We start from the raw sequence: 2,715 nt of genomic DNA, 5'->3' as shown, positions 1-2,715 counted from the left end.
TAACAAAAATAATAATAAAATATGAGGTCGATATGGAAGTACAGCACATTGTCATAATTGGTGGTGGAACAGCTGGATGGCTAGCGGCAAACCATATCGGAAAAGCAGCACAATTACTTCCAAATGTGAAAGTGACATTAATTGAGTCTCCCGATATTCCAACTATCGGTGTCGGTGAAGGAACAGTACCTGCTATTAAGCAGTCACTACAAAGTTTTGGTATTCGAGAAACGGACTTTATTCGTGATTGTGATGTCAGTTTTAAGCAATCTATTAAGTTTTGTAATTGGTTAGACAAGCATAAACATGGCGTGGGTAACAGCTACCACCACCTATTTGATGTTCCCAGTCCTCTTGGTACTGACTTAACTGATTACTGGCTTAATCAAGCATCAGAGCAAGCCTTTTCTCAAGCTGTATCACCGCAACACTATATTTGCGAGTCACTCAAAGCACCTAAATTAATTACTACGCCAGAATACAGTGGCAAAGTGAGTTATGCCTACCATCTTAATGCTGCCAAGTTCGCCAAATTACTCGCTGGCAATGCGATTACAAAATTTGGTGTAAAACATTTGCATGCAAACGTTCTCGATGCAGATATCGATCAGCAGGGTAATTTAACGCAATTGAAGACTGATAAATTCGGCGATTTGAAATTTGATTTCTATATTGATTGCAGCGGTTTCGAATCGATTCTGTTAGCTAAGAAACTTAAGGTTCCTTTTGTTGATAAATCGAAACAATTATTTGTTAATAAGGCGATAGTGGCACAAGTGCCAATAACAACAAAGGATGCTATTCCGCCTTACACCATCGCCACAGCACATCAGGCGGGTTGGATTTGGGATATAGCATTACCAGAGCGACGTGGAACAGGGTTTGTTTATTCAGATAATCATATGTCATCAGCGGAAGCTGAAAAGAAGTTCGATCGTTATTTAGGTGGCAAGTTAGCCAATCTAGAGTCCCGTGAAATCCCAATGAAAGTAGGTTATCGAGAGCAGTTTTGGTTTAAAAACTGTGTAGCGCTTGGTCTTGCTCAAGGCTTTTTAGAGCCCATTGAAGCGACATCTATTTTATTAACAGACTTTGCAGCAGGTTATTTAGCTAAGCGCTTGCCGCAAACCATGGGGCAAATGCTGAGTTTATCAGCGCGATTTAACGACACCATGACTTATGCATGGGAACGAGTTGTTGAATTTGCCAAACTGCATTATTGCATTTCGGACAGAACTGATTCTGATTTCTGGATTGATAACCGGCATCCGGATTCTATCCCTGAAGCGTTGAAGCAAAAAATGATGTTATGGCAAGACTATAGCCCTATAACTGATGATTTGTTTTCTCGCTTTGAAGTGTTCAATATCGATAATTATTTGTATGTACTTTATGGAATGAAATACCAAACTCAATCATCTCAACTCGATCGCCTTTATTGCAACACTGCTAAACAGCAAGTGGCTCGAATTCAGCAGATTGGCCAATCTTTAGCTGCTGAATTACCTGAGCATCGGGCGCTATTAAATAAAATTAATCAGTTTGGCTTGAAAACAATCTAAACAACCCCAATAAATCTATATAGCTGGTGGTACTTTATTTCTCTATACGGTAACGTTAGCAGCAGATTAAATGATAATGAGCTTTATTGCGTATTGACTTACTGAAAGTTGATAAGGCGTCATTTAAAAATTTTGGGATTTATATTTTAATCTACAAGCGAAAATTAAAGCTAAAATTTTAAACAAAAAGGGACCTGAATCCCGAATTTTTTATGTAAATCATTATTGATTAGAAGCGCCTGAAGGAGCCAAGATGTCTAACCAAATTACGTTACTTGAACACGCAAAACACGGTGATTTAAAAATCACTCCATCAAGCTACAACCATGTTGAAGATCAGCATATTGTTCCAGTAACTTTGCACGAAATTGGTCGTGCAGCCACTGAATACCCAATTGTATTCGTTAAAAATAGTGACAATGGCGAGTTTCAAGCTGTTGCAATGCTAGGTCTTAAACCTGGTCAAAACTTAAGTGTTAAAGACGGTAAGTGGCAAGGTCTTTATATTCCTGCTGTTGTTCGTGACTACCCACTTGGCCTTGTACTTAATCCAGATATCAAAGATAAAGTTTGGATCGGTATCCGTGAAGAAGCTGCTGAAGTAAGTAAAACTGAAGGCCAAGCATTATTCGAAGGCGAGAAAGAAACTGAATACTTAGAAAGCCGTAAAAAAGCGTTAATTGCGCATTTTGAGCAAGACCAAGCTAGCCGTAATATCTTAGGTTTCTTAGCTGAAAAAGAATTACTCACCACACAAACGTTGACAGTAGATGTTGCTGGTGAAAAGCGTAATATCAATGGTTTATACCTAATTGATGAAGCTAAGCTGAATGAGCTTTCTGATGAAGATTATTTAGAACTTAGAAAGCGCGGTTTACTAGGTCCTATCTATGGCCACCTATCATCGCTAAATCAAGTTAATCGTTTAGCTCGCACTGAGATTATGTCTAAGGCTTAATCTTTGCGCATCAAAGAAGGCATTGTGAACTACTTATTAATAGTAGTTAGCAATGCCTTTTTTATTGGCTGACTTTTCATCTGCAATATTAAACAACCTTAGCACTCGTAAAGTTTCATACATTTCAGTTTATTTTAATAAATTAACCCCCCTTAAGTCTCTGTTTTAATTTGTATAAAATACTTATTGTTAAAT

The 2,715-nt window shown here is 37.9% G+C and carries 2 protein-coding genes; both read left to right on the top strand.

Annotated features, from left to right (window positions below; genetic code table 11):
* The first annotated feature begins 32 nt into the window (after positions 1 to 32).
* The gene (locus BCU84_RS20585; protein ID WP_102529906.1) at positions 33 to 1,562 is read left to right on the top strand and encodes a tryptophan halogenase family protein; all 1,530 of its coding nucleotides are present in this window, start codon (positions 33 to 35) and stop codon (positions 1,560 to 1,562) included.
* Positions 1,563 to 1,815: 253 nt separating this feature from the next.
* Positions 1,816 to 2,520 carry a SapC family protein gene (locus tag BCU84_RS20580; protein ID WP_102529905.1) on the top strand — a complete coding sequence of 235 codons (705 nt, stop codon included), beginning with the start codon at positions 1,816 to 1,818 and terminating at the stop codon, positions 2,518 to 2,520.
* The last annotated feature ends 195 nt before the right edge of the window (positions 2,521 to 2,715 follow it).

The sequence above is a fragment of the Shewanella sp. 10N.286.51.B7 genome, assembly GCF_002873615.1.
In the GTDB taxonomy this organism is placed as follows: domain Bacteria; phylum Pseudomonadota; class Gammaproteobacteria; order Enterobacterales; family Shewanellaceae; genus Shewanella; species Shewanella electrodiphila.
This window is presented reverse-complemented; position numbering and strand designations above follow the sequence as displayed.